At 53.6% G+C, this 1,988-nt stretch carries 1 protein-coding gene and 1 pseudogene; one reads left to right on the top strand and one right to left on the bottom strand.

Features of this window, described 5'->3' with window-relative positions:
• Positions 1–43 precede the first annotated feature (43 nt).
• A pseudogene (locus tag L977_RS13520) lies at positions 44–628 on the bottom strand (molybdopterin-dependent oxidoreductase); the annotation flags it as partial.
• A gap of 371 nt (positions 629–999) precedes the next feature.
• Here L977_RS13520 and fdhD point away from each other — a divergent pair.
• Positions 1,000–1,836, top strand: coding sequence for a formate dehydrogenase accessory sulfurtransferase FdhD (gene fdhD / locus L977_RS13515; RefSeq protein WP_047625981.1), 837 nt, complete (start codon positions 1,000–1,002; stop codon positions 1,834–1,836).
• The last annotated feature ends 152 nt before the right edge of the window (positions 1,837–1,988 follow it).

The following is a 1,988-nucleotide window of genomic DNA, read 5'->3' as shown; positions in this document are numbered from 1 at the left end:
GACCAAATGTTGGAGCAAGACTTGCTACCGTTGGTCCGTGTCAGACACGCGCCTGGTTGTCGACCGCGAGCATACCGAGTGCGCGCGTAAATTTCTGGGTTAAATAGCCGGTTTCATTACTGGACGCTGAAGCACACAGCATCCCGGTGGAGAGCCAGCGGTTGACCGTCACGCCGTCGGCGTTCTTCTCAATGAAGTTCGCATCACGGTCTTCTTTAATATGTTTAGCGATGCGGTCAAACGCCTCTTCCCAGCTGATTTGCTGCCATTTGTCGGAGCCAGGCGCACGATATTCAGGGAACTTCAGGCGGCTTTCAGAGTGGATAAAGTCCACCAGACCGGCCCCTTTCGGACACAGCGCGCCGCGGTTGACCGGGTGATCCGGGTCACCTTCGATATGGAAAATAGACGCTTTGGCGTTTTTAGCACCGTCGCCGAGGCTATACATTAACAGCCCGCAACCGACAGAGCAGTACGTACAGGTATTACGGGTTTCACGGGTGCGCAGCAGTTTATACTGCCGCGTTTCCGCCAGCGCGACGCCGGGCGCAAAGCCCAGTGCTGCTGCCGTTGTGCCTGCCATACCGCCAGCGCAGATCTTAAAGAACTGCCTTCTGCTGACCTGCATGGGTCACTCCTTGTTTCGACATTGCTTACATATGTAGTTTTGACTTCGCGGTTGAAGAATGACCGCAAAGGAAAAAATTTGCGTTAATCCCTCATTTCTCCGAGGGATATCATCAGAATACCACAATGTCGGTACACCTGTTCTAATGGCGTTAATACAAAGTGAACGTATTATCACCATGTTGATTATAAAGTGTGATGCAGATCACGCTATTGCTTCTGCATGTTAAAGCGGTGTAGCGCTGGCCGGGTTGCACCCCTTCTAAATGAGTAGGAGAATGATTGTCGAAAAGTTGATCCATACTATGCGTAAGGCCTGTTGTTTATGCTGCAATAGCAGGCTCACCTCCGTGGTTGTTCAGGAATACCGCTGTGTCTAAACAAAACCGTGCTACCCACTCGTCGCCACTGCCTGCAGGCATTGTGGAACTGTCGGTACGCAGACCGCCCCACATTACCCACGCCACGCCCGATTTGCTGGCGGAAGAAGTGCCTGTTGCGCTTGTTTACAACGGTATTTCGCATGTGGTGATGATGGCTTCGCCGAAAGATCTCGACCTGTTCGCCATTGGCTTTTCTCTCTCGGAAGGCATTATTGCGCATCCGCAGGAGATCTACGGGATGGACGTGGTGAAGGCGTGTAACGGTCTTGAAGTGCAAATCGAACTCTCCAGCCGTCGCTTTATGGGGTTGAAAGAGCGCCGCCGCGCGCTGGCCGGACGCACCGGCTGCGGCGTGTGTGGCGTTGAGCAGCTCAATGATATCGGCAAGCCCGTTGCGGCGCTGCCGTTTACCCAGACCTTCAATCTGGCACACCTTGATCATGCGCTTGAACATCTCAACGACGTACAGCCCATCGGCCAGTTGAGCGGTTGTACGCATGCGGCGGCGTGGGTGTTGCCGTCGGGCGATATTGCCGGAGGGCATGAAGACGTGGGCCGCCATGTCGCGCTGGATAAGCTGCTGGGACGCCGGGCGCGAGAAAGCGAGGTCTGGCAACAGGGCGCGGCGCTCGTTTCCAGCCGTGCAAGTTATGAGATGGTGCAAAAGTCCGCAATGTGCGGTGTGGAAATCCTGTTTGCGGTATCGGCGGCCACAACGCTGGCGGTGGAAGTGGCGGAGCGCTGCAACCTGACGCTGGTCGGGTTCTGCAAGCCGGGAAGGGCAACAATCTATACCCATCCACAGCGATTAATAGTTGATCAATAATTTTGAATGTTTCAGGCAAAACCTTCCGCTTTTAGTTGTTCGGGATGAGGTCTAGTATTTATCTCATCAAGGCACGGTGCCTTACCAAAACAACTTAACGAAAGGATTTATATCATGAAAAGCATCAAAACTTTTGTCGCTGTAATCGCTCT

This window comes from Enterobacter sp. ZOR0014 (assembly GCF_000798855.1).
GTDB classification, from domain to species: Bacteria; Pseudomonadota; Gammaproteobacteria; order Enterobacterales; family Enterobacteriaceae; genus Enterobacter; species Enterobacter kobei.
Note: the sequence above shows the minus strand (reverse complement) of the source record. Positions and strands in the feature narration are given on the sequence as shown.